Annotated in this window: 23 protein-coding genes and 1 tRNA gene; 17 read left to right on the top strand and 7 right to left on the bottom strand. The window is 58.7% G+C overall.

The window, feature by feature from the left end:
• Positions 1-229: 229 nt before the first annotated feature.
• From AC1RPZ_RS17555 to phaR, 8 genes are all read left to right on the top strand, one after another.
• On the top strand, positions 230-1,258 hold the full coding sequence (locus AC1RPZ_RS17555; protein ID WP_493138239.1) for an ABC transporter ATP-binding protein: 1,029 nt from the start codon (positions 230-232) through the stop codon (positions 1,256-1,258).
• Entirely contained in the window at positions 1,255-2,127 is an 873-nt protein-coding gene (locus tag AC1RPZ_RS17550; RefSeq protein ID WP_493138238.1) for an ABC transporter permease, read from the top strand. The genes AC1RPZ_RS17555 and AC1RPZ_RS17550 overlap by 4 nt, the downstream gene beginning before the upstream one ends.
• Before the next feature lie 3 nt (positions 2,128-2,130).
• Positions 2,131-2,925, top strand: a complete 795-nt coding sequence (locus AC1RPZ_RS17545) for an ABC transporter permease (RefSeq protein WP_493138237.1) — start codon at positions 2,131-2,133, stop codon at positions 2,923-2,925.
• A 15-nt stretch (positions 2,926-2,940) separates the two neighbouring features.
• Entirely contained in the window at positions 2,941-3,231 is a 291-nt protein-coding gene (locus AC1RPZ_RS17540; protein WP_493138236.1) for a (2Fe-2S)-binding protein, read from the top strand.
• Positions 3,228-4,580: an FAD/NAD(P)-dependent oxidoreductase gene (locus AC1RPZ_RS17535; protein WP_493138235.1), complete on the top strand. Its 1,353-nt coding sequence runs from the start codon at positions 3,228-3,230 to the stop codon at positions 4,578-4,580. Before AC1RPZ_RS17540 ends, AC1RPZ_RS17535 begins: the two co-directional genes overlap by 4 nt.
• Positions 4,577-5,728 carry an NAD(P)/FAD-dependent oxidoreductase gene (locus AC1RPZ_RS17530; protein ID WP_493138234.1) on the top strand — a complete coding sequence of 384 codons (1,152 nt, stop codon included), beginning with the start codon at positions 4,577-4,579 and terminating at the stop codon, positions 5,726-5,728. Before AC1RPZ_RS17535 ends, AC1RPZ_RS17530 begins: the two co-directional genes overlap by 4 nt.
• Before the next feature lie 14 nt (positions 5,729-5,742).
• The gene (locus AC1RPZ_RS17525; RefSeq protein ID WP_493138233.1) at positions 5,743-6,786 is read left to right on the top strand and encodes an ABC transporter substrate-binding protein; all 1,044 of its coding nucleotides are present in this window, start codon (positions 5,743-5,745) and stop codon (positions 6,784-6,786) included.
• A 189-nt stretch (positions 6,787-6,975) separates the two neighbouring features.
• Positions 6,976-7,509 (top strand): polyhydroxyalkanoate synthesis repressor PhaR, encoded by a 534-nt coding sequence (phaR, locus tag AC1RPZ_RS17520; protein WP_123583025.1) that lies wholly within the window; start codon positions 6,976-6,978, stop codon positions 7,507-7,509.
• Positions 7,510-7,544: 35 nt separating this feature from the next.
• On the opposite strand, the gene phaP is transcribed toward phaR, so the two are convergent.
• Positions 7,545-8,108, bottom strand: coding sequence for a TIGR01841 family phasin (phaP, locus tag AC1RPZ_RS17515; protein ID WP_123583026.1), 564 nt, complete (start codon positions 8,106-8,108; stop codon positions 7,545-7,547).
• Positions 8,109-8,359: 251 nt separating this feature from the next.
• On the opposite strand from phaP, the gene AC1RPZ_RS17510 reads away from it, so the two are divergent.
• Positions 8,360-10,798 (top strand): DUF3141 domain-containing protein, encoded by a 2,439-nt coding sequence (locus AC1RPZ_RS17510; RefSeq protein ID WP_493138232.1) that lies wholly within the window; start codon positions 8,360-8,362, stop codon positions 10,796-10,798.
• Between the two features lie 13 nt (positions 10,799-10,811).
• Here AC1RPZ_RS17510 and AC1RPZ_RS17505 read toward each other — a convergent pair whose 3' ends face one another.
• Positions 10,812-11,951, bottom strand: a complete 1,140-nt coding sequence (locus AC1RPZ_RS17505; protein WP_493138231.1) for an AraC family transcriptional regulator — start codon at positions 11,949-11,951, stop codon at positions 10,812-10,814.
• Positions 11,952-12,221: 270 nt separating this feature from the next.
• Here AC1RPZ_RS17505 and phbB point away from each other — a divergent pair, with 270 nt between their 5' ends.
• The 4 genes from phbB to AC1RPZ_RS17485 all read left to right on the top strand — a co-directional run bounded on the left by phbB (position 12,222) and on the right by AC1RPZ_RS17485 (position 16,387).
• On the top strand, positions 12,222-12,968 hold the full coding sequence (phbB, locus tag AC1RPZ_RS17500) for an acetoacetyl-CoA reductase (protein WP_419114764.1): 747 nt from the start codon (positions 12,222-12,224) through the stop codon (positions 12,966-12,968).
• A 64-nt stretch (positions 12,969-13,032) separates the two neighbouring features.
• Complete coding sequence (locus AC1RPZ_RS17495) at positions 13,033-14,211, top strand: acetyl-CoA C-acetyltransferase (RefSeq protein WP_493138230.1); 1,179 nt, start codon at positions 13,033-13,035, stop codon at positions 14,209-14,211.
• 160 nt (positions 14,212-14,371) lie between these two features.
• A complete protein-coding gene (gene phaC, locus AC1RPZ_RS17490) occupies positions 14,372-16,075 on the top strand; it encodes a class I poly(R)-hydroxyalkanoic acid synthase (protein WP_493138229.1) in 1,704 nt (567 codons plus the stop codon).
• 45 nt (positions 16,076-16,120) lie between these two features.
• Entirely contained in the window at positions 16,121-16,387 is a 267-nt protein-coding gene (locus tag AC1RPZ_RS17485; protein WP_493138228.1) for a hypothetical protein, read from the top strand.
• Between the two features lie 129 nt (positions 16,388-16,516).
• Here AC1RPZ_RS17485 and AC1RPZ_RS17480 read toward each other — a convergent pair whose 3' ends face one another.
• Complete coding sequence (locus AC1RPZ_RS17480; protein ID WP_493138227.1) at positions 16,517-16,738, bottom strand: hypothetical protein; 222 nt, start codon at positions 16,736-16,738, stop codon at positions 16,517-16,519.
• Between the two features lie 208 nt (positions 16,739-16,946).
• Positions 16,947-17,036: transfer RNA gene (locus AC1RPZ_RS17475), tRNA-Ser, on the bottom strand.
• Positions 17,037-17,343: 307 nt separating this feature from the next.
• Here AC1RPZ_RS17475 and AC1RPZ_RS17470 point away from each other — a divergent pair.
• From AC1RPZ_RS17470 to AC1RPZ_RS17460, 3 genes are all read left to right on the top strand, one after another.
• Positions 17,344-18,033 carry a crotonase/enoyl-CoA hydratase family protein gene (locus tag AC1RPZ_RS17470; RefSeq protein ID WP_493138226.1) on the top strand — a complete coding sequence of 230 codons (690 nt, stop codon included), beginning with the start codon at positions 17,344-17,346 and terminating at the stop codon, positions 18,031-18,033.
• Between the two features lie 214 nt (positions 18,034-18,247).
• Positions 18,248-18,970: a lysophospholipid acyltransferase family protein gene (locus AC1RPZ_RS17465; protein WP_493138225.1), complete on the top strand. Its 723-nt coding sequence runs from the start codon at positions 18,248-18,250 to the stop codon at positions 18,968-18,970.
• A 131-nt stretch (positions 18,971-19,101) separates the two neighbouring features.
• A complete protein-coding gene (locus tag AC1RPZ_RS17460) occupies positions 19,102-20,073 on the top strand; it encodes a magnesium and cobalt transport protein CorA (RefSeq protein WP_493138224.1) in 972 nt (323 codons plus the stop codon).
• 80 nt (positions 20,074-20,153) lie between these two features.
• On the opposite strand, the gene AC1RPZ_RS17455 is transcribed toward AC1RPZ_RS17460, so the two are convergent.
• The 3 genes from AC1RPZ_RS17455 to AC1RPZ_RS17445 all read right to left on the bottom strand — a co-directional run bounded on the left by AC1RPZ_RS17455 (position 20,154) and on the right by AC1RPZ_RS17445 (position 24,368).
• Positions 20,154-20,882 (bottom strand): amidotransferase, encoded by a 729-nt coding sequence (locus AC1RPZ_RS17455; RefSeq protein ID WP_493138223.1) that lies wholly within the window; start codon positions 20,880-20,882, stop codon positions 20,154-20,156.
• 94 nt (positions 20,883-20,976) lie between these two features.
• A complete protein-coding gene (locus AC1RPZ_RS17450) occupies positions 20,977-23,121 on the bottom strand; it encodes a 3-hydroxyacyl-CoA dehydrogenase NAD-binding domain-containing protein (protein ID WP_493138222.1) in 2,145 nt (714 codons plus the stop codon).
• Between the two features lie 41 nt (positions 23,122-23,162).
• Positions 23,163-24,368, bottom strand: coding sequence for an acetyl-CoA C-acetyltransferase (locus AC1RPZ_RS17445; protein ID WP_493138221.1), 1,206 nt, complete (start codon positions 24,366-24,368; stop codon positions 23,163-23,165).
• Positions 24,369-24,974: 606 nt separating this feature from the next.
• Here AC1RPZ_RS17445 and AC1RPZ_RS17440 point away from each other — a divergent pair.
• Positions 24,975-25,781, top strand: coding sequence for a c-type cytochrome (locus tag AC1RPZ_RS17440; protein WP_493138220.1), 807 nt, complete (start codon positions 24,975-24,977; stop codon positions 25,779-25,781).
• The last annotated feature ends 38 nt before the right edge of the window (positions 25,782-25,819 follow it).

Genomic DNA, 25,819 nt, shown 5'->3' with positions numbered 1-25,819 from the left:
CTATAAAAATTCGATCATTGAAAGAAACCGTAGAAATACTCCTTTCAATGAAATTAGTACTTTCACCCATCCTAATCTTCGTCCTAATCTGAGTCCACAGGGGCGATTCGAACAATATTTGGCAGCCGACTCAGATCGAGCTCCAGCGCACCCGCGGCATCCCTTCGCATCTGCCCATCACAAAAAAGCGTGTTTCGACGCGTCCTATAAATACAGATGGAACGCAGGCATGGCATTTCTCCAACTCGAAGGTCTCAGCAAACGCTACGGTGCAATCGACGCTGTCGTCGCCACACATCTGGCGGTGGAAAAAGGCGAATTCGTTTCTCTGCTCGGCCCTTCCGGTTGTGGCAAAACCACTACCTTGCAAATGATCGCCGGTTTCGTCGACGCCACGGCCGGGCGCATAGTGCTGAACGGTCGCGACATCACCCACGCCAAACCGAGCAGCCGTGGCCTGGGGGTGGTGTTCCAGAGCTATGCACTGTTCCCACATATGACGGTGCGCGACAACGTCGCTTTTGGCCTGCGCATGCGCAAGGTACCGACAGCCGACATTGCCCGGCGGGTGGCCACGGTGCTGGCGCTGGTACGCCTGGCCCAACATGCCGAACGTTATCCACGAGAACTGTCCGGCGGACAGCGCCAGCGTGTAGCCCTCGCCCGAGCCCTGGTGATCGAACCGCCGGTGTTGTTGCTCGATGAACCGCTGTCCAACCTTGACGCCAACTTGCGTGAAGAAATGCAGTTCGAGATTCGTCGCATTCAGTGCGAAGTCGGCATCACTACCCTGATGGTGACCCACGATCAGGCCGAAGCGTTGTCGATCAGTGATCGCGTGGTGGTGATGCAGGCCGGCCGCGTGACCCAGATCGACGAGCCGTACAAGCTCTATGAACACCCGCGCACCCGCTTCATTTCCGGCTTCGTCGGTAAGGCCAATATGTTGGCCGGGGACTTTGACACGGCGGGTTGCCCGCAAGTGCGCCATAGCAGCGGCGACGGCGAACTGACCCTCAGCCTGCGCCCGGAAAAGATCGACATGCTGGACGCCGGCAGCGGTCGTCTGCAAGGGCGCATCCTGACCCGTTATTTTCTCGGCAGCCAATGGCTGTATCGCATCGAAACCGCCGTGGGTGAACTGACCGTGGTACGCCGAAACGACGGCAGCGCCCCGCTGGCCGAAGGCACCGCGGTGGGGCTCGACTGGCAGGCCGAGCTATTGCGCGTACTCGCGGCCGATGAGGTGTCGGCATGAGCACCCTCGCCGCCATGCGCCAAGGCGGACGCGGTTATCTGCTGTCGATGCCGGCGATGCTGTTGTTCGTCTGCCTGTTGGTCCTGCCGCTGTGCCTGACGCTGGTGTTGTCATTCAACGTCTTTGACTACCAGCTCGGAGTGAAAAGCGGCGCCTACACCCTCTCCCACTACCTTGGCCTGTTCAGCGATTCGTACTTCTACGAGATTTTCTTCCGCACGTTCTGGATCAGTGCCGTAGTGACGTTGCTCTGCGTGCTGATCGGCGTGCCCGAGGCCTACATTCTCAGCCGCATGGGGGCACCGTGGCGCTCGATCTTTTTGATCCTGATCCTGACCCCGCTGCTGATTTCGGTGGTGGTACGGGCCTTCGGCTGGAGCCTGTTGCTCGGTGCCAATGGCTTGGTCAATCAAGCCATTGAGGGACTCGGCGGGCGGCCGGTGAAGCTGCTCTATACCTCCTTCGCAGTGATCATCGCGCTGGTGCATGTGATGCTGCCGTTCATGATCATCCCGATCTGGACCTCGCTGCAAAAACTCGACCCGGCCGCCGAACAGGCGGCGCTGTCCCTCGGTGCCAGCCAGGCCAAGGTCATGCGCTTGGTGGTGTTGCCCCAAGTGATGCCCGGCGTGCTCTCGGGAACCCTGATCGTGTTCGGTCTGTCGGCCAGCTCCTTCGCCATCCCCGGCCTGCTCGGCGGGCGACGGCTGAAGATGGTTGCCACAGCGGTCTACGACCAATACCTATCGGAGCTGAATTGGCCCATGGGCGCGACCATCGCAGTGGCGCTGCTGCTGGCCAATCTGCTGATCATGCTGACCTGGAACCGCTGGGTCGAAGGCCGCTATAAAAAAACGTTGGGGGAGTAAGGCATGTCCAGAAACGGTCCTCTGTCGCTGGTTTTCCATACGCTGGTAGTGCTGTTCATGATGGCGCCGCTGGTGGTGGTCTGCCTGGTGGCCTTTACCCCGGAAAACACCCTGAGCCTGCCAACTGCCGGCTTCTCTTTGCGCTGGTTCAAGGCAGTCTTCGAACGTGCCGACTTTATCCACGCGTTCTACAACAGCCTGATCCTGGCCTTCGTCGCAGCGTCCCTGGCGACGCTGATCGCGGTGCCCGCCGCCCTGGCGATCACTCGCTACACGTTCCCGGGCCGTGACTTTCTCAACAGCGTGTTCCTGTCGCCGATCATCATTCCGCACCTGGTGCTGGGCGTCGCAATGCTGCGCCTGTTCGCCCTGATGGGAGTCAATGGCAGCTTCACCTGGCTGATGCTGGCCCACGTCGTAATCATTACGCCGTACGTGTTGCGTCTGGTCATCGCCGCCGCCATCGGGATCGATCGCAGCACCGAACAGGCCGCCGAATCACTGGGCGCCAGCCGCTTAACGCTGTTCCACCAGATCACCTTGCCAATGATTCTGCCAGGAGTGGCCGGTGGCTGGCTGCTGGCGTTCATCAACAGTTTCGACGAAGTCACTCTGTCGATTTTTGTCAGCTCACCGGCGACCCAGACACTACCGGTGCGCATGTACGTCTACGCCACCGAATCCATTGATCCGATGATGGCCGCCGTCTCGGCTCTGGTGATCGCACTGACCGCAGCGACCATGATTCTGCTCGACCGGGTGTACGGCCTGGACCGGGTTCTGGTTGGCAAACATTGAAAGGAAAGGACTGAGATGGCGTTGCTCAAACGACTGGCCGAACAGGATCGACCGGGGCTGGCTTTTACCCTCGACGGTCAACCCGCCACTGGCTTGCAGGGCGACACGCTGCTGACTGCAGTACTGACCTGCGCCGAGCACTTGCGCGGCAGCGATTTCAGCGCCGAACCGCGCGCAGGTTTCTGCATGATGGGCGCGTGCCAGGATTGCTGGGTACGCCTGAAAGATGGCCGCCGCGTGCGCGCCTGCTCGACCCCGCTGGAAGCGGGACAAGTCGTCAGCCGTGAACCGGGGCGCAGGCCATGAGCGTGGTTATTGTGGGCGCTGGCCCCGCCGGGATTCGCGCCGCGCAAACCTTGCTGGCTCACGGCGTCAAACCGTGCCTGGTGGATGAAGCGCCACGCGGCGGCGGCCAGATTTATCGCCGCCAGCCCGAAAATTTTCGCCGTTCGGCGCAGAAGCTGTATGGCTTCGAGGCCTCGAAAGCCGAGTCGATTCATCGTACTGTCGATGAGCTGGCGACGCAGATCGACTACCGCCCCGAAACGCTGGTATGGAATGCCGAAAATGGTCGCCTGGATACCCTGAACAATGGTCGCTCCAGGGTCGTGGACTATTCACAAATCATCGTCGCCACCGGCGCCACCGACCGCATTCTCCCTGCACCGGGCTGGACTTTACCGGGTGTGTACAGCCTCGGCGCTGCGCAAATCGCGTTGAAGTACCAAGGCTGCGCCATCGGGGAGCGCGTGGCGTTTTGTGGCAGCGGGCCTTTGTTGTATCTGGTTGCCTATCAATACGCCAAGGCCGGCGCAACGGTCGTGGCCGTGCTGGACAGCGCACCTTTCAACGCCCAATGCCGAGCCTTGCCTGCCTTGATGGGTCAGCCCGGCACCTTGGCTAAAGGTATGTATTACCGCAGTTGGTTGACCGCCCACGGCATCCCGGTGCATCAGGGCGCAACCCTCGAACGCATCGACGGCGAGCAGCGCGTCAGTGCCGTAGTCTGGCGTCAACATCAGCGCCAGCAACGGCTGGAATGCGATGCGGTGGCGTTCGCCCACGCCCTGCGCAGTGAGACGCAACTGGCCGATCTATTGGCCTGTGAGTTCCACTGGAGCGAATTGAACCGAGCCTGGCTACCGCTTCGCGACAGTGCCGGACGCAGCACTGTCGAGGGCGTGTATTTAGCCGGTGATGGCGCTGGGATCATGGGCGCCGACGCCGCGGAAATGGCTGGCGAGCGCGCCGCCCTGGCGCTGCTCGAAGACTGCGGGCACAAGGTCGACAGCGCTCGCGGCAAGCATCTGGAACGCAAACTTGTCGCCATCGAACGCTTTCGGCATGGCCTGGAAACTGCGTTCCCCTTCCCCGCCAACTGGGCTGCGCAGGCACCGGACGAACTGATCATCTGTCGCTGCGAAGAAGTCTCGACCGGCGATGTGCGAGCCGTGGTCGATGAAGGCCATTGGGAACTCAACCGGGTCAAGGCCCAGTGCCGGGTCGGTATGGGCCGGTGTCAGGGGCGGATGTGCGGCGCAGCGGCGGCAGAGATCGTCGCCCAGCGCAGCGGGCGGGCGCTGGCCAGTATCGGCCGGTTGCGCGGCCAGGCACCGATCAAGCCGTTGCCGTTCGGTGTGGAGGTTGAGTCATGAGCACGCTGATAGAAACCGATGTGGTGATTCTCGGTGGCGGTATTGTCGGCGCTTCGGCGGCCTTGATGCTCGCACGCAAGGGTAAACAGGTGGTGCTGCTGGAGCGCGACTTTTGCGGTTCGCACGCCAGTGGCGTGAACTACGGCGGCGTACGCCGTCAGGGTCGGCCACTGAGTCAATTGCCATTGTCCCAGCGTGCCCACGAGATCTGGGGCAACTTGCGTGAATTGATCGGCATTGACGGCGAGTATGTTCGCTCGGGGCATCTCAAGCTCGCCCGCAGTCATGCGGACATGACTGCGTTGCACGCCTACGCCGAGGCCAGTCGCGGCTTTGGCCTGGGGTTGCAACTGCTCGACCGCGCCGAGTTGCGCGCACGTTTCCCGTGGGTCGGCGATGTGGCGGTGGGTGCCTCATTGTGTCCAGACGACGGCCACGCCAATCCACGCATGGTTTCTCCTGCCTTCGCCCGAGCCGCGCAACGCCTGGGCACACGGGTGTTCGAACAGGCCAAGGTTACACAGGTCGAGCACGACGGGCAGGCGTTCCAGGTGCACAGCGCCAATGGTCTCCAGGTCCGCGCACCATGGCTGCTCAATTGCGCCGGCGCTTGGGCTGGCAGCGTTGCGGCGAAGTTCGGCGAGCCGGTACCGATGCACTGCGGGTATCCGGCGATGCTCGTCACCGAACCTTTGCCCGTGGTTATGGATGTGAGTACCGGTGTCGAAGGCGGCGGTATTTATGCGCGCCAGGTCGCCCGCGGCAATTGCGTGTTGGGTGGTGGTCAGGGTTTCGCCCTCGGCCCGGAACAGGCTCGGCCGGGACAGGCGGCAGTGCTCGACATCCTGCGCAACGCCGCCGAGCTGTATCCGTTTTTGGCGGGTGCTCAGGCGATTCGGACCTGGAGCGGCACCGAAGGTTATCTGCCAGACCGGGAGCCCGTGATCGGCGCCAGCACCACTCAAGCCGGATTGCTCCATGGCTTCGGCTTCGCCGGGGCTGGTTTCCAGATTGGCCCGGCGGTGGGGGAAGCCTTGGCCGAGCTGGTCTGTGCCGGTCATGCAACACACCCCATCGAAGCGTTTTCAATCCGTCGTTTTTTATCCACTCCGGCCGCCGTCAGCGGGGACCGTCATTCAATTGCCTAGAGGAAGTCGCGCCAATGAAGAACGTCAATCGTATCGCCCTGTCTTGCCTACCCTTGGCCAGCCTGCTGCTCACGGCCCCGGCGCATGCCGAACCGACGCTGTATCTGGGCATGAACGGCGGCACCATGGAACGCGTCTATGCCGACAAAGTGTTGCCGGCGTTTGAGAAAGCCAATCACGTCAAGGTTGTGATCGTACCCGGCACCTCCTCGGACATTCTGGCCAAGGTCCAGGCCAGCAAGGACAACCCGCAAATGCACGTCATGTTCCTCGATGACGGCATCATGTATCGCGCCATTTCCATGGGCTTGTGCGACAAGCTGCAGGACAGCCCGCAACTGGCGGACATTCCGGCAAAAGCCAAGATCAAGGATGAGGCCGTCGCCGTAACGCTGGGTGTGACAGGCCTCGCGTACAACGCGCGAATGTTCAAGGAAAAGGGTTGGACCCCGCCGACCTCGTGGATGGATTTGGCCGACAGCCGCTTTAAAGACAAAGTGGTGTTCCAGTCGCTGGCCTCATCGACTTTCGGCCTGCACGGTTTCCTGATGTTCAACCGCATCCAGGGCGGCAACGAATCCAACGTCGAGCCGGGTTTCAAAACCTGGCCAAAAACCGTTGGCCCCAACGTGCTGGAATACATTGCCAGCTCGGCGAAGATTTCCGAAATGGTGCAAACCGACGAAGCGGCTATCTTCCCGCTGACTCCGACCCAAGTCACCACCCAGCAATTACTGGGTGTACCAGTTGAGTACGCTCAACCCAAAGAGGGTGCGGTGGTACTCAACGTCGCCGAATGCACCATCGCCCACAACGACCAAGCGGAACTGGCGCAGAAACTTGCTGCCTTCCTGTTGACCCCAGAAGCACAAGCACCGGCACTGGAAGAAGGCGACCAGATCCCATCCAACCCGAAAACCCCGACCACCGACAAGACCCGGGGCCGGGTCGAGGCAATGAACAAATACCTTGAGACGGCCATCTCTATCGATTGGGATCAGGTCAACCAACAGCGGCCGGAATGGAATGCGCGTTGGAGCAAGACGATCGAGCGGTAGGCCTCTTCGGCTAACGCCTGCAAAAAGAAAGCACAAACAAAAGGCCCGTAGCGTGGGTCGCACTCAAAAGATGAAGAAAGGTCTTACTCTGAACACCCAGCGCGTGCCGCGTGGGGCGACGCGTTGGAGTGACAGTGATCAGAGTAGGATAAGATGCCTGTAAATCAGGCTCGCTATGAGTAGCCCCGCATGACAGATAACAGTCGGAACACCACCCGTCTGATCAAGAAGTACCCGAATCGCCGTCTATATGACACGCACACCAGCAGTCATTTGACCCTTGCGGATATACGCCAATTGGTCGTCGATAAAATCCCGTTCGAGGTGGTCGACGCCAAGACTGGCGAGGATCTGACCCGAAGTATTTTGCTGCAGGTCATTCTGGAAGCCGAAAGTGGCGGTGAGCCGATATTCTCCAGTGAGATGCTCATGGGGATTATTCAGTTCTACGGTCCCTACCAGAGCGTCCTCGGCAGCTACCTGGATAAAAGCATCCAGACGGTTATCGACATCCAGTCCCAGACCGGAGCTCAGTCCTCTGAAGCCTGGAGCGAATTCATGCACCAGCAAGCACCGGTCATGCAGGATTTGATGCGCCAGTATGTCGACCAGTCAAAAGCCCTCTACCTGAACACTCAGAACCTCTTCGGCCTGTTCGGCGGCATGCCACCAGGCAAGCCAGCTGCCGGTGGCGGGACGAAAAAAAATGGCGATGGGGAGTAAACCCATCGCCATCAGTTCAACCGCTCTAATGTGACTTACTTGTTGCCGCTTGTGGCCTTGGCACCTGGAGCGGTTTTGCCGGCTGCTGCGGTCGCTGCGTCAAAACCGCTCTGGGCAACGTCAGCAGCCTGTTTTACGGCTTTCTGTGCGCTTTCAAAAACGGTACCGGCATTCGCCAGCGACGACTTGAATGCGGCCACAACAGGCTCGGAGCCAGCCGGTGCATTCTTGCTGATCACGTCAACGAACTCTTGCACCTGCTGGGTGCCCGCCTCGACCTGACGCGAGGTCAGTTTGGTGATTTCCGAGTGAGTGCCAACAATCAACGCTTGCACTTGGCGATTGAACTCAGCCAAGCGTTCGGCTTGCACATTTGGCTGGGTGAAAGAAGCCTGGAGCTCAGCGAACCCTTGTGGATCACGGACTGCCAGCAGCTTGCGAAAGACGTCGAATTGTTCCTCGGTGGAGGCCTGCAGTGTCTTGAACTGCAATTGGCTGAGCTGTTCAACACTGGAGAAGATTTTGCCGCTGATTTGCTGCAGGAGGTCTAGGTTGGCTTTCTGAGCGTCTTGCAATTTTTCCGAGTTGAAAAAAGACATGCTTGAATCTCCTGATTCTGGAAGGCCGACACGGGCCTGAGGACGCGATAGCGATCCTGCCGGTCATCGCGCTAGGTTTAATTTTGCAGCGCACAATTTTTTTTGGCAATGATTTTTTGTGCAGCGCACAAATGTTTTTTCTCTACTGCCGATTTTCGCTATAGACTCCTGACATCAAGCGGACAGCCAAGGTCTCATTCATCAATGAGCCGCAGGCCGCTGCTTCGCATGCATAACCCCAGGAGATCACCATGGGCCAGGAAGATATTATTGCATTGCAATATAAAAAACTCTCCTCTCAACGCGGCCTGTTCGAACACCTGAGTCATCTACAGCACCTCAATACGCTGAACATCCTTGATGCTTTGCACCAGCGCCAGGAAAAAAACCTAGCGCCGCTGAAGCAGGGTCAACTCAGACAACCTACGCCCGCTGAATGGCAGGAATATGTCACCGACCTTGGCCAACGCTGCCTGCTGTTCTGGGACACCCTGCGCCAGCGCGGCGACAATACGCTGGCGCATGAACGCGCAGGGTATCCGCTGCTGCTCAAGTTCGATCATGAAACCCTGATCGCAGGCTCCGATCTCCCACGCCCGGTCAACTATTCACTGCTGCGAATCCTCCCCGGACCAGAGCAAAGAATCGACAGCAACGGCCAGCCGGTGATCATCATTGACCCACGCGGCGGCCACGGCTCCGGAATCGGCGGCTTCAAACAGGATTCGGTATTAGGTGAAAGCCTCAGAGCCGGTCACCCCACTTATTTCATCTCTTTCAGCCACTCACCACAGCCTGGGCAAACCCTGGCCGATATCGTCGAAGCCCAGGCCCGGTTCATCGAGGTCGTCAGCGCCCTTCACCCAGCCAACAGCAAGCCGATCATTATCGGCAACTGCCAGGCCGGCTGGGCCTTAATGGGATTGGCGGCAACAAGACCGGAACTGCCGGGATTGATCATTATCAATGGTGCCCCCTTGTCGTACTGGGCCGGTGTCAATGGACGCAATCCGATGCGTTACACCGGCGGCCTGCTGGGTGGCGGCTGGATGGCTCGCCTGGGTAGCGACTTGGGCAATAACCGTTTCGACGGCACCTGGCTGGTCAGCAATTTCGAAAACCTGGACCCGGCCAACACCTATTGGGGCAAGTACTACCAGTTGTTCAGTCGGATCGACAGTGAGGCTGCGCGCTTTCTCGACTTCGAACGCTGGTGGGGCAGCCCGACCCTGCTCAATGGCGAAGAGATCGAGATGATTGTCGATGACCTTTTCATCGGCAACCAGTTGTCCGGCGGCCTTGGCCGCAAGAGCTCCGGTATTGACCTGAAACGGATCGAAGTACCGGTGGTGGTGTTCTGCTCCTACGGAGACAACATCACCCCTCCCCAGCAGGCGTTGAACTGGATCGCCGATGTCTATCCCAGCGATCTCGCTTTGCATGATGCAGGACGTACCATCGTCTACCTGCGACACGCCAGCATCGGCCATTTGGGCATCTTCGTTTCCGGCAAGGTGGCGCGACGTGAACACCGTGGATTGCTCGGTGCGGTCGAAGCCATCAATGCGCTGCCGGCAGGGCTATACGATATGCTGATCGACGATCTGCCGGCCCCCTCAGGCAGCGGTGACGTGCAATACAGCGTGAGTTTCGAATCAAGGCGAATAGCTGATATCCATGATGACGTCGAGCCAGCCCGTGATGACGATCGCGAATTCTCTCTGGTGGAGCGTGCTTCTGAAATCAATAGCGAGTTTTACGACATGTTCATACGCCCGTGGCTGCGTCAGGTCGTCAACGAACCCATTGCCGAACTGATGCGCAGGACGCACCCCTTCCATCAGCAGCAAGTGCTATGGAGCAGCCTGAATCCGGCGCTGTGGTGGTTAGCTGGGGCCGCTTCCCAAGTGAACAGTGATCGTCGTCCCGCACGCCAGGACAACCCGTTGCTGGCGTGGCAGGAGCTGTTCTCCAACCAGATACAAGACGCCCTAAATGCTTATCGCGATGTGCGTGACGCCACTCAGGAGCTGTGTTTTTACGGTATCTACGGCGCACTGGGTACCCTCACCAGCAACAAGCCGGTGCGAAATCTCCAGGCACATGCCGACCAGCAGGACCAGGCCCTGATCGAACGCCTGCAGGATGCGCTGCCCCATGGCGGCCCCCTGGAAGCTTTAGTGCGGATTCTGTTTTTGCTGGGCCGCGACAGCGACAAGGCGGGCAAGGAAAGCATAGAGAAACTGATCCAGCAGGTGCACTTGCTGGTCCAGGACTACAGCACTGAGCCCACAGCCCTGCGCGAAGCCATCCGATTGCAGAACCTGCTGGTTTTTGCCCACCCGCAGGAAAGCTTGCGCAGCCTGCCCTTGTTGCTACCCGAGGCCAAGGAACGCCAACAGGTGCTGACAGCCGTTGGGCAATTAATGCCTGAATTGCTCTCGACTGCTGGAACCGAAGGCAAATTCTGGCGTGAACTGCACACACTGCTCGAAGTCCCCCTGCCCGGTTTCAGCCTCACCCAACCGCCCAGTGAAACAGATGTCATCCCGCGGGAGGCCCCTGCACAGCCATCCCCGTTTGTAGTAACACCGCCGCCGGAAATCACACCGACACCCGCTCCCGCCATCGTCGTTAAAGCCCCGAAGCGAAAAGCGGGCAAAGGGACAAAAGGTCCAAAGCCTAAATGACCTCCACAGGGGATTAGCGGTGTATCCGTTCGGCGTAGGCGCTGGCGAAGCCTGCAATCTTATGGTCTCTGCGCAGACCGACGGAGTTCATGGCTCGGACGGGCACGGGCACGGACGCGACTTCCTTGAGCGCAAACAACGACTCATCGCTTCGATACTGACCGGGGGGCATGCCGAACCAACGGGTGCATGCCTTATGGAAGCTGCTGTGATCATGAAAGCCGAGCAGATACGTCACATGCTTCATGTTGAAATGAGAATGGCGCAAATAGAAGTCGGCCAACTGCCGGCGCACATCGTTCAGGACATCCTTGAATTGCGTGCCATCCTTCTCAAGGCCTCGCTGAAGCGTTCGCTTGCTGATGTTCAGTGCCGCCGCAATCGATTCCATATCACATTGCCCTTGGCCCTGCCCCTGGCTCAAGCGCTCGATAATCAGCGCGCGAATCCTGCCAACAATAGTGCAGCCGGACAACTGGTCCAATTGAGCCTCGGCATAACTGTCATGGAGTATGGCGAGCGCCTCGTTGGCCATACTCAAAGGACTCAGAAGCTCCTCGCCATCGAACAGGATGCTGTCATAAGCCGCCCCGAAACGCAGCGGACAGCCAAAAAGCCGCTGATGCTCCGACGTGTCTTCAGGCTCGGGATAAGTGAACTCTACACTCAACGGTTGCGGCAACTTGCCACCCGCCAGCCAGCGGCAGAAACCCAGCAGCGAAGCCAGGCCTGCATCCGTATATTGCCGGGGTTTGACCGAGCCACGTTGCTGATGATCGAGGCTGGCCAGACGGAAATGTTGCTGCTCCTGGACAAAGAAAAGGCTGAATCCGGTACTTATCAACGGGCTGAAACGAACCAGACGTTCGAGCGCCCTTTTCAGATTCGAACTGGACATCATCGTGTAGCCCACGATCTGAAAAACGCCGGGGTGGAAACTCCCGTAGGCTTTCAAACCGATGTTCGGATCATCCGAGGCCTGAGCAGCCAGATCCCAAAGACGATAGATAACGCTTCGCTCGCAGTATGCTCCAGGTTTATTCACGAACCCGACGTCCAGTCCCGCCTCCTGGCACAGACCGGCAACGTCCAGTCCTTGAGCCAAAAGCGTATTCGCCAGCATGCCTGCATAACCTGAACTCATTCTATACATAGCGCCCTCAATAACCTGTGGAACCGAACATCCTGTCCGGAGCCAATATTGACCTACGCTGAACATATTTCAGCCATGTTGCACGAATATTAATTATCCGTTCCGTTTCAAGTATTGATCCCAGTATAGGTACTCCTCATTTTTTGCAAGCGGTCTAAAACGCCTGTGTGGCACCGATGGACACGAATACGTCACCTACAAACACTTCCGCACGAACCGTTGATATCGAACAATCTTCGCTCCTGCAGCGCAAAAAAAGGAAGTTGAAATATGGAGTCGCGTAGTCGTATTGCGGTAGTAACAGGTGGTATGGGCGGCATTGGTACAGCCATCAGCCAACGTCTGTACAAGGAAGGCTTCAAGGTTATTGTCGGCTGCAGCGCCAACTCCAGCCGCAAGGATGACTGGATGGCAACACAGCTTGCGGCAGGCTATCAATTCGAATGCGTCGAAACCGACATCACCGATTGGGAATCGACCCGCAAGGCCTTTGAGATGGTGCGGGAACACTTCGGGCCGATCGACGTACTGGTCAACAATGCTGGCATCACTCGTGACGCGTCCTTCCGCAAGCTCACCCCGGAAGACTGGAACACGGTGATCGGGACCAACCTGAACAGTTTGTTCAACACCTCCAAGCAAGTCATTGAAGGCATGCTCTCCAAGGGTTGGGGGCGGATCATCAACATCTCGTCGATCAACGGCCAGCGTGGCCAGTTCGGTCAGACCAACTACTCGGCAGCCAAGGCTGGCATCCATGGTTTCACCATGGCACTGGCCCGGGAAGTTTCCGGCAAGGGCGTGACCGTCAACACCGTCTCCCCAGGCTACATCCAGACCGACATGACTGCGGCAATCCGCAAGGACATTCTGGACGGCATGATTGCCGGCATTCCGGTTGGTCGCCTTGGCCAACCCGAAGAGATCGCCTCAATCGTGGCCTGGCTGGCCTCCGATGAGTCCGCCTACAGCACCGGTGCCGACTTCTCGGTAAACGGCGGCATGAACATGCAGTAAGCCCAACCAGGGCATTCATGCCCTGGTGTGTTCGACAAATTTTGTCTTTTCAATGAGGTCACGCATGAACGAAGTCGTAATCGTTGCCGCTACTCGTACCGCCATCGGCAGTTTCCAGGGTGCTTTGTCTGCAATTCCCGCGACCGAACTGGGTGCCGCAGTGATTCGCCGCTTGCTGGAGCAGACGGGTATCGATGCTGCTCAAATTGATGAAGTGATCCTCGGCCAGGTACTCACTGCCGGCGCTGGGCAAAACCCGGCCCGCCAGACAGCGATCAAGGCCGGCTTGCCACATACCACGCCCGCCCTGACCTTGAACAAGGTCTGCGGCTCTGGCCTCAAGGCGGTCCATCTCGCCGTCCAGGCAATCCGTTGCGGCGATGCGGAACTGGTGATCGCTGGAGGTCAGGAAAATATGAGTCTGGCTCCCTACGTTCTGCCCAAGGCACGCACTGGTCTGCGCATGGGCCATGCGCAACTGCAAGACAGCATGATCCAGGATGGCCTGTGGGACGCCTTCAACGACTACCACATGGGAATCACCGCTGAGAATCTGGCGCAAAAGTACGAGATCTCTCGTGAAGCGCAGGATGCCTTCGCCGCCGCCTCGCAACAGAAGGCCGCCGCTGCCATTGAGGGCGGGCGATTCCAGAGCGAAATCACCCCGATCCTGATTCCTCAGCGCAAAGGCGAACCACTGGTATTCGACACCGACGAACAGCCGCGTATCGACAGTACTGCGCAAGCCTTGGCCAAACTCAAACCGGCATTCCAGAAAGACGGCAGCGTGACCGCCGGCAATGCTTCGACCCTCAACGATGGCGCCGCCGTACTGTTGCTGGCCAGCGCCGCTAAAGCACAAGCGCTGGGTCTTCCGGTACTGGCACGGATCAAAGCCTATGCCAGCGCCGGTGTGGACCCGTCGATCATGGGCATTGGCCCGGTCCCCGCTACGCGTCTGACCCTGCAAAAGGCCGGCTGGAACGTCGAGGACCTGGACCTGATCGAAGCCAATGAAGCCTTCGCCGCCCAGTCGCTGGCCGTTGGCAAAGAGTTGGGTTGGGACACCAGCAAAGTCAACGTCAACGGCGGCGCGATCGCCCTTGGCCATCCGATCGGCGCGTCGGGGGCACGGATTCTGGTGTCGCTGGTGCACGAACTGATCCGTCGCGACGGCAAGAAGGGGCTGGCCACTTTGTGCATCGGTGGCGGACAAGGCGTCGGCCTGGCGATCGAGCGCTAACCAACGGCATCTGAGTAGCCAATGCGCGGACTTGGGACCTTGTTCCGCGCATCAGGTTGGCGTCAAACAATGCAGCCCGCATTCCTGCCGTCGCTACGCCGGAGTCCGGCAAAGCGCGGCTTTTTTTCTGCCCGGCTCATCGGTATGGGCAAGGAACTTTATGGATAACAACGCGCATACATTCAAAACCTATTGGTCAGGCCAGGTTCCGTTCATCGCGTCCTTGGCAGTGCAACAGTTGCGCCTATGGGTCAGCACTAACCCCTGGTTTTCCGGACATGAGCACGGCGCCTGGTTCGAGCTACCTCGCGAAACCCTGGACAGCCTTCAAGCGGACTACCAGGTTCAATGGGGCCAACTCGGCCAAAAACTGCTGACCGGCCAATCCTTCAGCTTCGATGATCGACGTTTCGCCAGCGGCAACTGGAGCGAGCCACTGTTCGGCTCCCTCGCTGCGTTTTACCTGCTCAACTCCAGCTTTCTCCTGAAACTGCTCGACAAGCTGCTGATCGACGATAAGAAACCGCGCCAACGCCTGCGCTATCTGGTAGAGCAAGCCATTGCCGCCAGTGCGCCAAGCAATTTTCTGGTCAGTAACCCTGATGCGCTCCAGCGTGCGGTTGAAACTAAAGGTGCCAGCCTGCTCACAGGTCTGCAGCATCTGGCCAGCGACATGAACGAAGGCAAAATGCGCCAGTGTGATAGCGGTGCCTTCAAGGTTGGCGTCGATCTGGCTAACACCCCGGGCGAAATCGTCTTCGAGAATCACCTCTTCCAGCTCATTCAGTACTACCCGCAAAGCGAGACCCAGTACCGACATCCGGTATTCGTCGTACCGCCGTCGATCAACAAGTACTACATCCTTGATTTACGCCCGGACAACTCGATGGTCCGCCATCTGCTGGAAAAGGGACATCCCGTATTCCTGATGTCCTGGCGCAACTTTGACGATGAACACGCTGGCACTACCTGGGATGACCTGATTGAGCACGGGGTGATCAATGCCCTGCAAGTGACCCGTGAGATCAGTGGCGAGCAGCGACTCAATTGCGTGGGTTTCTGCATCGGCGGCACCCTGTTGAGCACTGCGCTGGCCGTACTGGCTGCACGCGGTGATCGAGAGATCGCCAGCGTGAGCCTGCTCACTACGTTCCTTGATTACCTGGATACCGGTCCCATCGACATATTCGTCGACGAAGAACTGGTGGCCTATCGAGAGCGCACCATCGGCGGAATGAATGGCCCCATCGGCCTGTTTCGTGGCGAGGACATGGGCAATACCTTCTCCCTGCTGCGCCCCAACGACTTGTGGTGGAACTACAACGTCGACAAATACCTCAAGGGTCAGAAGCCGATTCCACTTGATTTGCTGTTCTGGAATAACGACAGCACCAACCTTCCGGGCCCGATGTACTGCTGGTATCTGCGCCACACCTATCTGCAGAACGATTTGAAATCAGGTGAGCTTGAGTGCTGTGGGGCCAAGCTGGATTTGCGTGCAATCGACGCTCCCGCTTACATCCTCGCCACCCATGACGATCACATCGTGCCCTGGAAAAGCGCCTACGCCAGTACCAACCTGCTCTCCGGGACCAAGCGCTTTGTACTGGGCGCTTCCGGGCATATCGCCGGTGTCATCAATCCACCCGCCAAGCAGAAGCGCCATTACTGGACCAACAATCGGGTCACTAAAAACCCGGAGACCTGGTTCAAGAATGCCGAGCAGCAACCCGGTAGCTGGTGGAATGATTGGTTCAACTGGCTGGCGGGACACTCCGGCGAGCGCCAACCAGCAGTTCCGCACACCGGAAATGACAAATTCCCGCCTCTGGAGCCGGCGCCAGGCAGTTATGTAAAGCAATGAAAGTTGGCGGCACATCATTTGTTTGGGTACAAGGAGAGACGCCCCGTGAGCACCCCGTTCCGCATCAACGAAGCACTTTTGATTGCCAGCCACGCATTCAAACCTTTTCAATGTGTCGCCTGGGCCCCACAAGATGGTAATGGCGAACTGAGCCTGAGTGTCATCGACCGGGCCAACACTCGTATTTGTCGCAAGCTGGTTCCAAGCAGTGCCTATTCCGACCCGGCGCAGCTGGAACGCCTGCTGGAAGAGGTGCGCACCGAGTTGAGCCAGGAGGGTTACAAGCTGCAATCCTGGACAATGCCAGAGTAAGTATTCTCGCGGATCGCTAACGGTGATCCGCCTAATACCCCACTCTCAAGATCATCGAAGGCAGCCTCATGCACCTGGTGTTGGAAGCAGCCGGTTGTGCCTTTTTGACATAAGTGGCGTTAATTGCATTCAGCTGCAGGCCTCCCTCCGAAAGCCACCCGCACCCTGCTCAGCGGCTGGCTTCGGCGCTAGATTTTGATTGCCCAGCACGTAGCAACTCACCACCTGCGGCCCGCCCTGCGGATCGCTGATCCCGGTCACCGCCAACAGCTTCCAACCGTTCTGCAAAAACTCGTTGGCCTTGTCGACGCCATACACTTCCCTTACTTGAGTCGCTTCATGTAACTGCATGGGGCTTTCCTTATGCGTGTGCCGGAGTGGCCCCCTCAGCCTGGTCCACCCGCCAGCGGGCGGGGCTTCCTTTCTGTTCGGCAGTTGCGATCCAGGTACTGACGGCGAAAAAATAGTCCCGTGGTCCCATATCGCCCTTTTTCAGACGTCAGAAACCACAAACCCCCGACTTTCTCTAGGAAAATCAGGGGTTTGTGTTTACTAAATGTGGCGGTGAAGGAGAGATTCGAACTCTCGATACAATTTCTTGTATACACACTTTCCAGGCGTGCTCCTTAAGCCACTCGGACACTTCACCGTATCTCTTCAAACATGTTCTGTCTGTCGAGGCGCGCTAATGTAGTCGAAAGCTTTTCCGATGGCAAACTTTTTTTCAGAATTTTCATGCGGTTAAGAGATTTGTGCGTTCGGGCGGGTTTGGAGGCATGGCAAACCTGCCAATCTTCGGCCAGGTGAATGCTTCTATATAGAGGGCAATGCGCGGCACGTATGGCCGGCTACGCTTGGCGGGGGTGAATTGGCTGACTGGTCGGTCAGCCTTGGTGCTTTACCTGGCCTACGGCGGTGGGTAACGTCTGCCCCACTTCAATACAAGGAATAGCGTCATGAGTGAGTTGATTTCCTACCACCTCGAAGACGGTATCGCGACCCTGACCTTGAGCAATGGCAAGGTCAATGCCATCTCGCCGGACGTGATTGCCGCGTTTAATGCTGCGCTGGATCGTGCGGTGACGGATCGTGCGGTGGTGATCATCACCGGTCAGCCGGGCATTCTGTCGGGCGGTTATGACTTGAAGGTGATGACGGCCGGTCCTAAAGAAGCGGTGAGCCTGGTGACCGCCGGTTCGACCCTCGCCCGTCGTCTGTTGTCGCACCCTTTCCCGGTGATCGTTGCGTGCCCTGGGCATGCGGTGGCCAAGGGCGCGTTCATTCTGTTGTCGGCCGATTACCGGATTGGTGTCGACGGCCCGTTCAGCATTGGCCTGAACGAAGTGCAGATCGGCATGACCATGCACCACGCCGGCATCGAATTGGCCCGCGATCGTTTGCGCAAGTCGGCATTCCACCGTTCGGTGATCAACGCTGAGATGTTTGATCCGCAGAGCGCTGTGGATGCGGGCTTCCTCGACAAGGTCGTCTCTGCCGAAGAACTGCAAGGTGCAGCACTGGCTGTGGCGCGTCAGTTGAAGAAGATCAACATGACCGCCCACAAGAACACCAAGCTGAAAGTACGCAAGGCCCTGCTGGAGACACTGGACAACGCGATCATTCTGGATCAGGAACACCTGGGTTAAGTCCGAAAGCGCTGCAACGAAAAGCCCGACCGCCGAGTCGGGCTTTTTCTTGTCCGATCTGTTTACCGTCCTTCAATCGCTCTAGGCCGCATCTGACGCTATAGGTCAGAAACATGCGCTTAAACATCGCCTATCTCCTACCTCTATAGCGGCAATTGCCGAAAACAGTGCACATCCGTACACTGCGCCACCTTTTGTCCCGGTGGGCCTGTAAATGCTGTATCTGTTTCGCATGTTATTGATGGGCCTGCATTTTGTTGTAGCGGGTGTGCTGGGTGTAGTGCTGGGCCTGTGCCGACCGTTCAATCCAGATAACAGCCGTTTGTGCGCGCGCCTTTATGCCTGGCCGGCGATGTGCATTTTGCGTTTGCGGGTGAAGGCCGACGTTGGCCCGCTGACGAACAAGACGCAAAGCTGCGTGGTGATCGCCAACCATCAGTCCAACTACGATTTGTTTGTGCTGGGCAATGTGGTGCCGCACCGCACCGTGTGCATCGGCAAGAAGAGCCTGAAGTGGGTGCCGCTATTCGGGCAGCTGTTCTGGCTGGCCGGTAATGTGTTGATCGACCGTAGCAATGCGCACAAGGCTCGACAGTCGATGCTCACCACCACCAATACCTTGCAGCACAAGGACACCTCGATCTGGGTGTTCCCGGAAGGCACGCGCAATATGGGTGAAGAGTTGCTGCCATTCAAGAAAGGCGCGTTCCAGATGGCGATCGCCGCCGGGGTGCCGATTGTGCCCGTGTGCGTCAGCAGCTACATCAACCATATGCGTCTGAACCGCTGGCACAGTGGCAAGATCCTGATCCGCTCGCTACCGGCGATTCCTACCGCCGCTTTGAGCATGGACGACATGCCGATGCTGATCGCCCAGTGCCGCGAACAGATGCGCGAGTGCATCGAGTCGATGGATCGACAGCTGCAAGCTGCCTGAATGAAGCCCGCCCCGTGCGGGCTTTTTTTGCCGGCGAACTTCGCCGATTTTACTGACTCTCAAACTTCAGGACAGGATAATCTGGACGTTACCTGTCACTGCCATTTGCCAAGAAGAAGTGAATAAGAATTATGGGTAGAGTCGTTGCGTCTGCGGTCTACAGTGCCGGTAAAAGAGTCGCCAATATCACCCTCGATGAAGGCGCCGCCTGGGCTGCAAAACCCGGCCACTTTGTATGGATCGGCCTTGAAGAGCCGAACGCCCAGGAGCTGGCCAACCTGCAACGCCAGTTCGGTCTGCACGAACTGGCGATTGAAGATGCCCTGGATAAACACAGCCGACCGAAGCTGGAAACCTTTGGTGATGCGCTGTTTATCGTCACGTACTCGCCAGTGCGCCATGAAGGCAAACTGGAGTTCATCGAAACCCACATCTTTGCGGGCAAGGGTTACATCATCACCTGCCGCAACGGTCACTCGGCGTCCTACGCCCACGTGCGCCAACGCTGTGAGGCGCGTCCGCTGCTGCTTGAGCACGGAGAAGATTTCGTGCTCTACGCCCTGCTCGATTTCGTCATCGAAAACTATCAGCCGGTGGGCGAAGCGATCCATAACGAGATCGATGAGCTGGAGCGCAACGTACTGCGCAGCACACTCAACGAAAAGGACATTCAGAACCTCCATGGTTTGCGTCGCGACGTGTTGCGCCTGCGCCGTTATGCAGCGCCGATGGTGGAGATCAGCGAAGAGCTGCAGAAGCTGAGCTTCCCGTTTATCGACAAGAACATGCGCCCGTATTTCCGTGATGTGCAGATCCACGTCACGCGGCAGATGGAGGACCTTACGACGTTACGCGACATCGCCAGCCAGACCATCGAGATCGGTGTGCTGCTGGAAGCGGCCCGACAAAGCGTGGTGCAACGCAAGTTTGCCGCTTGGGCAGCGATTCTGGCGTTCCCGACGGCGGTGGCCGGGATCTATGGGATGAATTTTCAGAACATGCCGGAGCTGAGCTGGCACTACGGCTATTTCGTGGTGATGGGGTTTATGGCTGTGGGCTGTTTCGGGTTGTGGGTGAGCTTCAAGCGGTCGGGGTGGCTATAGAGGCCTTGCCCCGTAGGAGCTGCCGCAGGCTGCGATCTTTAAAGTTCAAGATCGCAGCCTGCGGCAGCTCCTACGGGCATCTATACGGATTTCGCCTGCGGCTTATGAGCCACAAACCGCATCATCCATTCCGCGACAGTGGCGCCGTGGTGCTCATGCGCCAGGCTCTCCACGCCTTTCTGATAGACCTGTTCGCCAAGGTGCTGCTGGCGGATTTCCAGCAACGCCCGCGAGTAATCGTGAATGAACTCCGGGTGGCCCTGGAAGCACAGTACCTGATCGTTGATGTGGTACGCGGCGTACGGGCAGAAATCGCTGGAAGCAATCACCGTAGCGTTTTCCGGTAGCGCGGTGACCTGATCCTGGTGACTGATCAACAAGGTCAGCTCTTCTCTCACCGGGCTCATCCACGGCGCTTTGGCGGAGAGTTTGTAGCTGTGGGTGCCGACGCCCCAACCCTGGGTCGCGCGCTCACTTTTGCCGCCCAGCAGCAGCGCCAGCAATTGATGGCCAAAGCACACACCCAGCAGCTTGTCGCCGCGCTCATAGCGCGACAACAGGTAAGTCTTGAGGGTTTGAATCCACGGGTCGGTGCCGAACGAGTCAGCCTTGCTGCCAGTCACCAGATAGGCATCGAAACTCAGCTCATCGCTCGGATATTCGCCCTGCATGACGTTGTAGACGGTGAACTCGGCAGCGATGGGTTGCTGCGAAAACAGACGCTGGAACATCTGCCCGTAACCCTGATATTGATCGACCAGTTCTGGGCGCAGGATGTCGGTTTCCAGAATGCAGATGCGTAACGACATAAAAAGTACCTGACACGATAGAGGCGATAGTGCACACCCAGAGCCTGCCTTGAAACGCAGGGTCAAGGCAAGCCCGGTGCGCGCCGCCAGTCCGTCAGAACATCGCGCCCTTCGCCGCCTTTTCCAGCAGTAACGCAGGTGGCGTGAAACGCTCACCGTACTGCTCGGCGAGGTACTGGGCGCGGGCGACGAAGTCTTTCACCCCGTACTGATTGATGAACTGCAACGCCCCGCCCGTCCAGGCAGCGAAGCCAATGCCGAAGATCGAGCCGATGTTGGCGTCGGCCGTCGACAGCAGCACGCCCTCCTCCACGCAGCGCACGGTTTCGATGGCTTGCACGAACAGCAGGCGATCACGCACGTCCTGTGGCGATATCTGCCCGTCAGCCTTCTCGAAACGCGCTTTCAGCTCTGGCCACAAATGTTTTTGCCCACCGACCGGGTACTCGTAGAAACCAGCGCCAGCAGCTTTGCCGGGGCGTTTGTACTCGTTGAGCAGTTGGTCGATCACGGCAAACGCCGGATGCGCTGTCAGCGGTTTGCCTTCGGTTTGCAGGTCCTTGGCGGTTTGCTGGCGAATATGGCTCATCAGGCTGAGGGAAACTTCGTCGGAAATCGCCAGCGGCCCCATCGGCATCCCGGCCTTGCGCGCTTCGGTTTCGATCATCGGCGCCGAGATACCCTCTCCGAGCATCGCAATACCTTCATTGGTAAAGGTACCGAACACCCGCGAGGTGAAGAAGCCACGACTGTCGTTGACCACAATCGGGGTTTTCTTGATTTGCAGGACGAAATCGAAACCACGGGCCAGGGTTTCATCGCTGGTATTGGCGCCTTTGATGATCTCCACCAGCGGCATTTTATCGACCGGGCTGAAGAAGTGCAGGCCGATGAATTTCGACTGATCCGGCACCGCTGTCGCCAGGCCGCTGATTGGCAAGGTCGAAGTGTTGGAAGCGATAACCGCATCCGCGCCGACGACTTTTTGCGCGGCTGACGAGACTTTGGCTTTCAGCTCGCGGTCTTCGAACACGGCTTCAATGATCAGATCACAGCCCGCCAGATCGGCGTCCTGCTCGCTGGTCTTGATCCGCGCCAACGTGGTTTCCCGCTGCTCTGCGCTGAGCTGACCACGGGCGACTTTTTTGTCCAGCAGCGCTGCCGAATCGGCCTTGCCCTTTTCGGCTGCCGCCAGGTTGATGTCCTTGAGCACCACGTCGATGCCGGCCACGGCGCTGACGTAGGCAATTCCGGCGCCCATCATGCCCGCGCCGAGCACCCCGACTTTATTCGTCACGTAAGGCGAAAAGCCCGCAGGTCGCGAACCTCCGGCATTGATTTCGTTGAGCTGGAACCAGAAGGTGCCGATCATGTTCTTCGCCACCTGGCCGGTGGTCAGCTCGGTGAAATAGCGGGTTTCGATCAGTTGCGCGGTGTCGAAATCGACCTGGGTCCCCTCAACCGCAGCGCAGAGGATCTTCTCCGGTGCCGGCATGCAACCCTGGGTTTTACTGCGCAGAATCGACGGTGCGATGGCCAGCATTTGCGCGACTTTCGGGTGCGACGGTGTGCCGCCGGGAATCTGGTAACCGCTCACATCCCAAGGCTGTTTGACCGTCGGGTTGGCGACAATCCAGTCCCGCGCCTTGGCCAGCAGTTCATCACGATCCGCCGCCAACTCATCGACCAAACCGGCTTGCAGCGCTTGTTGCGGCCGGACTTTCTTGCCTTCGAGCAGATACGGCAACGCCTTCTCCAGCCCCAGCATGCGCACCATGCGCACTACCCCTCCACCGCCCGGCAGCAAACCGAGGGTGACTTCTGGCAAACCGATCTGCACCGACGGATTATCCAGTGCCACGCGGTGATGGCAGGCCAGGCAGATTTCCCAACCGCCGCCCAGCGCCGCGCCATTGATCGCTGCAACCACCGGCTTGCCGAGCGTTTCCAGCGTCCGAAGTTGGCCTTTGAGCGTCAGCACCAAGTCGTAGAAGGCTTTGGCTTGGGGCTTGCCGACGTTGATCAGCTCGTTGAGATCGCCGCCGGCAAAGAAGGTTTTTTTCGCGGAAGTGATGATCGCCCCAGCGATCGAATCCTTGTCGGCCACCAGCCGCGCAACGCAGCCCGCCATGGCCTCGCGGTACACCGCGTTCATGGTGTTGGCGCTCTGGCCCGGTATGTCGATGGTCAGGACGACGATCCCGTCCTGACCTTTTTCGTAACGAATGGCATCAGTCATGGCAATTTTCCTTGAAGTCTGGATTCCCTGAAGTCGGGGGCTCAGAGGCGTTCGATGATGGTGGCGATGCCCATGCCGCCGCCGACACAGAGGGTCGCCAGGCCGTAGCGCAACTGCCGCACTTCCAGTTCATCGAGCAAGGTGCCGAGAATCGCGCAACCGGTGGCGCCCAGCGGGTGGCCCATGGCAATGGAACCGCCGTTGACGTTGACCTTGGCCGGATCGATGGCCATGTCCCTGATGAACTTGAGCACCACCGAGGCGAACGCCTCATTGACCTCGAACAGATCGATGTCCTCGATCCGCAGCCCGGCTTTGGCCAAGGCCTTGCGTGTGGCTGGCGCAGGGCCGGTGAGCATGATGGTCGGATCGGTGCTGGTGACTGCGGTGGCAACGATCCGCGCCCGTGGCTGCAAACCCAATGCCCGACCACGGGCGGCGGAACCGATCAACATCAGCGCCGCGCCGTCGACGATCCCCGAGCTGTTGCCCGGCGTGTGAACATGGTTGATTCGCTCCACGTGGCTGTAGATCCGCAGCGCGGTGGCGTCGAAGCCCATTTGCCCGATCATCTCGAAGCTCGGCTTGAGCTTGCCCAGGCCTTCCAGCGTCGACTCGGCGCGAATGAACTCGTCATGATCGAGCAGGACGATGCCGTTCTGATCCTGCACCGGCACCAGGGACTTTTTGAACGAGCCGTCGGCCCGTGCACGCGCAGCCTTTTGCTGGGAGTGCAGTGCGTACGCATCGACGTCCTGACGGCTGAAACCCTCGATCGTGGCGATCAGGTCGGCGCCTACGCCTTGCGGGGTGAAATGGCTGTGCAGGTTGGTCTGCGGATCCAGCGCCCAGGCGCCACCGTCGCTGCCCATCGGCACCCGCGACATGGACTCGACGCCGCCGACCACCACCAGGTCCTCGAAGCCGGAACGTACCTTCATCGCCCCCAGATTCACCGCTTCCAGCCCGGACGCGCAGAACCGGTTGATTTGCACACCCGCGACGCTGACGTCCCAGTCGGCCACCAACGCTGCGGTTTTGGCGATATCGGCGCCCTGATCGCCAATCGGTGTGACGCAGCCGATCACAATGTCATCGACCTCGCGGGTGTCGAGTTGCATACGCTGCTGCAACGCGCCGAGCAAGCCTGCCAGCAGGTTGACCGGTTTGACGCTGTGCAAGGCGCCATCGGCCTTGCCTCGGCCACGGGGCGTGCGTAACGCATCGAAAATCAAAGCTTGGGTCATGACGTCCTCGTACCGCTGGGCAGATGAATAATGAGCGAGTTGTCACCTTAGGCTCAGCAGCGGCGGATTCAATGACCGAAGCGCTCAACGACCTTGACGGTCACGCTCAGACGGACGGTAGTGAGCTATCGGATTAACCGATTCAGGTCAGCGAACGGTCTAGCAAAAGGCCGGCAAAGCTGCTGGCAATACGCCTCATGCTCCTTTAGAAGCATTTTTAGCTTACTTGATACGAAATGGATCTAAACCGCAGCCTGCGGGCCCCCTAAGGTAAACATTACGAGGTTGTCGTCGGGTTTTGCCGAGGCGCTCGTGAGAAGGGAACTACAGCGCTTTGCCGTCATGGAGAAATGCAGGCAAGCATTCGACGCTCAGGAAATAACAAAAAAAGGCAGACAGCCATGTTCAAACATTCGAAAGTGCGTCAAGCCGGGCTCATTTTATTCGCCACTACGCTGTTACTGATTTTACCGAACCTTACAAAAGTGATCGGATAATCAAGCGTAGTTGTTTACGACGCCTCACTAAAAAATTGACTCGCTCGCTACCCGGGTCCGTGCGTGTGTGCCAACCTTCACGGCATACCCACGACAGGATGGCGATCACTTGAAAGCTCTAATTTTGCTTGGGGCCTTGCTGCTCAGCACGCCGTTGTATGCCGCACAGTTGGTGCTCGACCTGGGTACCGGCAGCCGAACCTGGCAGACCGAGGAGTTGCTCAAGCATCCTCAGGTTCAGACTATTCAGATCACCGACGATGTGTCCTATAAACGGGACATGAGTTATCGCGCTGTACCGCTGGCGGCGTTGTTGACCGGTATCAAAGCCGACGACCATCTGCAAGCCGTGGCCCTGGACGGTTTCGCCGCCGAGTTGGCTGCCGCGCCGTTGCTCGACACGGTGGGCGCGCAGGCGTGGTTAGCCATTGAAGACCCGGCCAAGCCTTGGCCAGCGCTGTCGGAGGGTAAATCCAGCGCCGGACCGTTTTATCTGGTGTGGACCAACCCTCAGGCCGGCCATATCAGTCCCGAGCAATGGCCTTTCCAGGTCGCCAGTATCAAACGCCTGGCGGCGGTCGGCGTACGCTTCCCTGCCCTGCTTCCAGACCCGGCGCTGGCGGCCAATGACCCGGTGAATCTGGGCTACGCGCTGTTCCAGAAAAACTGCCTGGCGTGCCACCGCCTGAACGGCGCGGGCGATGCGCAGTTTGGTCCTGACCTGAACATTCCCTTCAGCCCTACCGAGTACTTTGGCGCCGAATTCCTCAAGCGCTATATCCGCGACCCGCAAAGCTTGCGCCAGTGGCCGCAGGCGAAGATGCCGGGGTTTTCGACGGCGGTATTGTCGGATGAGGAGCTGACGTTGCTGGTGGGGTATTTGAAGCATATGGCGGGGCGTAAGGTTCAGCCCTGATAGTTTGAGAGGTGCGGTGTTAGTCAGGGCCTCATCGC

The organism is Pseudomonas sp. GW822-FHT02D10, assembly GCF_058802345.1.
The sequence above is the reverse complement of the archived record's forward strand: the minus strand, read 5'-3'. Positions and strand labels throughout refer to the sequence as shown.